4 protein-coding genes are annotated in these 2785 nt (G+C 50.6%); all 4 read right to left on the bottom strand.

The features are described from left to right. Positions 1–200 precede the first annotated feature (200 nt). Positions 201–1544 carry a glycoside hydrolase family 25 protein gene (locus RUMCAL_RS14895; RefSeq protein ID WP_021683635.1) on the bottom strand — a complete coding sequence of 448 codons (1344 nt, stop codon included), beginning with the start codon at positions 1542–1544 and terminating at the stop codon, positions 201–203. A 181-nt stretch (positions 1545–1725) separates the two neighbouring features. Continuing rightward, positions 1726–2016 carry a DUF1294 domain-containing protein gene (locus tag RUMCAL_RS13800; RefSeq protein ID WP_021683633.1) on the bottom strand — a complete coding sequence of 97 codons (291 nt, stop codon included), beginning with the start codon at positions 2014–2016 and terminating at the stop codon, positions 1726–1728. Further along, positions 2013–2531 (bottom strand): DUF6106 family protein, encoded by a 519-nt coding sequence (locus RUMCAL_RS13795; RefSeq protein ID WP_021683632.1) that lies wholly within the window; start codon positions 2529–2531, stop codon positions 2013–2015. Before RUMCAL_RS13795 ends, RUMCAL_RS13800 begins: the two co-directional genes overlap by 4 nt. Positions 2532–2548: 17 nt before the next feature. Beyond that, positions 2549–2713 (bottom strand): hypothetical protein, encoded by a 165-nt coding sequence (locus RUMCAL_RS15705; protein ID WP_021683631.1) that lies wholly within the window; start codon positions 2711–2713, stop codon positions 2549–2551. Between the last annotated feature and the right edge of the window lie 72 nt (positions 2714–2785).

The raw sequence follows: 2785 nt of genomic DNA, 5'->3' as shown, positions 1-2785 counted from the left end.
GCACCTTACGCACAAGTTTTGTGCGGTGTTGCCCTAAGGCGACTTGAAAATCAAACATCACAAAAACGGGCACTCTGGAAAAATACCAGAGTGCCCGTTTGACTTTTCTCGGAAATACAAAGACAGCGTTACTGAAATCTCCGAAAAACAAAAAGAGCAGCACACTGCATGGTGCTGCTCCTTTTGTCTGTTATGTACGCTTAAAATCCGTTCAGATGATACTTGGTCATCAGGTTCGGATAGCATTTATAGCTGTAGTCCAGATCCACATTGCCGCTGATGCCGCTGACAGAACCAGTGCTGGAATACTGCCACATGCCGTAGCTGGTCTTGGAGTAAGACGGGCGGCTGACACCGAAGTGTGCGACCCAGATGTCGTAGTCCTCCAGAACTGACTGATAGACGTAGCTGTTCAGGAAACTTGCGTAGCTGTACAGGCTGATGTAGTATCCCTTGGATTCCATGGTGTCACAGAATGCCTGAATGATCGCAGATACCTGCTCCTTGGAAAGCTTGGTCTGGGTAGAATCTTCAATGTCCAGTACCAGCGGATATTCGAACTGGTATCCCTGCACAATGCTGGCAAATACTTCTGCTTCCTGCTTTGCCTCTGCCGGAGTGACAGCGTAGCTGTACCAGTATGCACCGCAGGCAACGCCTGCCGCCTTGGCATTCCGCATGTTCTGTTCAAAGTAAGGGTCCTTCTGGCTGGCGTATTTGCCGTAGCCTGCACGGATAATGGCGAAGTCATTGCCTGCCGCCTTTACCGCATTCCAGTCGATGTTGCCCTGATACTTGGAAACGTCAATGCCGCGGTAAGAATCCTTCTGTGCCCATGCTCCGCTTGCCGTCTGTGTAGTGGTCACTGTGGTAGTTGCCGGAGCAGCAGTGGTGGTGAGGAGCGTTGTAGTTGCTTTCGTAGTAGCTTTGGTGGTAGTGCTGGAAGCAGGAAGCGAAGTTACCGCCATGGACTCTGCCGGCGTCGTCTTGCTTTCAGCAGATGCAGAAGCTGTGGAACTGTCCGTAGCGGTTTCCGGTACCGGCGGGAACGTACTGAGAATGGCCGTGGTGGTTTCGGTCAGCGTTGTGGTTGCAGTTGCCACCGGAACTGTGGTCGGCTGTGTAGTTTCCGTATTGCCGTTGCCGTTCGCAGCGTCCCACTCCTGCAAAAAGGCCAGTGCTTCGTCAGTATGTTTGCCATAGGCACCGAAGTAAGCACACCAGTACATCAGCAGGAAAATGTCTGCACTGTCGATGGCACCGGAATGGTCAACGTCCAGAAGGGCACTGTTTTTTTCGGAGAGCGTGGAAGCAAATCCCACACCGCCGTAGCTGCATTCCAGCATCACAGCATAGCCCAGCGTCAGAAAATCGCCACGGTCAGCTTCCTGTATCAGCTGTTCCGGAGATTGTGTCATCCCCGGAATTGTTTCCTGCACGTCTGCCGCACTGGCAGAGAGCATGCCGCCGAAAGGCAGACAAGATACGCACAGGGCTGCCGCAGTCAGAAGCCCGTTCAGTTTACGGAAAAATTTGTTTGCCATAGAGAAAACCTCCTAATCTAAGGAAACGCTGCATAAAGCCCGCCTGACGGCTTTGCACGCAATCTGCGTACAGATTTTCCGTCATATTGCCCAGAAATCCCTTGCCAGACATACGTCTGCCTGCGGAATTTCTGACAATCTGCCAAAAAATCTGACTACGCATCTTACGCACAAGCTTTATTCAGTGTTTCCCTAATATTTGCATCAGATAACCAAAGATGCCCAGCTGGACGATTGCCAGCAGGGGAAAGAAAATGCGGAAATACCAGTGCTTGGTCTTGTGGTGAAAGAAGAACATGCCGATCGTGCCGCCGGTACCGCCGAACAGCAGTGCCGCCAGAAACAATGTCTTTTCCGGCACTCGCCACTGGTGGGTGCGGGCACGCTGCTTGTCTACGCCCATCAGGGCAAATGCCACCAGATTCACCAGCACAAACAGCACCAGAAGCACATAACGGGAAATCGCACTCATTTGGCTGCTCCGTTTCCGGAACGCAGCTGTCGGGGGAGAGCCGCGTTGATCGCTTCCTGCACGGCTTCATTGGGGGTGAAGATGATGCGTGTTGCACCATATTCCTCGGTTTCCAAATCAGCGTAATATTCGCCCTCACCGGTGTTGTCGGAACACAGGACAATGGTGCGGTCAGGATCGTCCGGAACAGCATCTGTCATTTCGCCGTAAGCATCAAACTTGGCAGTGCTGACCGTGATGAGGTGCACCCGCTTGCGGCGTGCAATGATCTTGTCCACGTCCATTTCCCCGTTGGTGACAGCGTATTCATATTCCACGGAAGTACCCGTGATCAGGAAATATGCTCCGTAGATGATCGCACAGGTGATCAGCAGGATAAACGGAATATGTGTGACAAACACCAGAAAGACCGATGCGACACAAAGCACTACTGCCAGTGCAATGATGCCGGCACGCTTGGCATTGTCACGGGAATCCGGTCGCTTTTTTACCATGTACTCTGCAAAATTATCCATATCTGTAAAAACTCCTTTTATGGGAACGTTCCGGCAAAATATTGCCCTGTCGGTTCCGGTCGCATTCTGAAAGAACGGATTTCAGAAAAATTATCACAGCCTGCTGTAAAAACACCGATGTAATACATTTTTTTGTGCAAGTTGCTGAAAACATTTCTCTTTTTGTCGCGTCCAATTACCATTATACCATACTCCTCAAAAAAATTCAAGAAAAAAATTTCAAAATGTATGTGTTAAAATGAGGTGAGCCAAAA

Source organism: Ruminococcus callidus ATCC 27760 (assembly GCF_000468015.1).
Classification (GTDB): domain Bacteria; phylum Bacillota; class Clostridia; order Oscillospirales; family Ruminococcaceae; genus Ruminococcus_C; species Ruminococcus_C callidus.
Note: the sequence above shows the minus strand (reverse complement) of the source record. Positions and strands in the feature narration are given on the sequence as shown.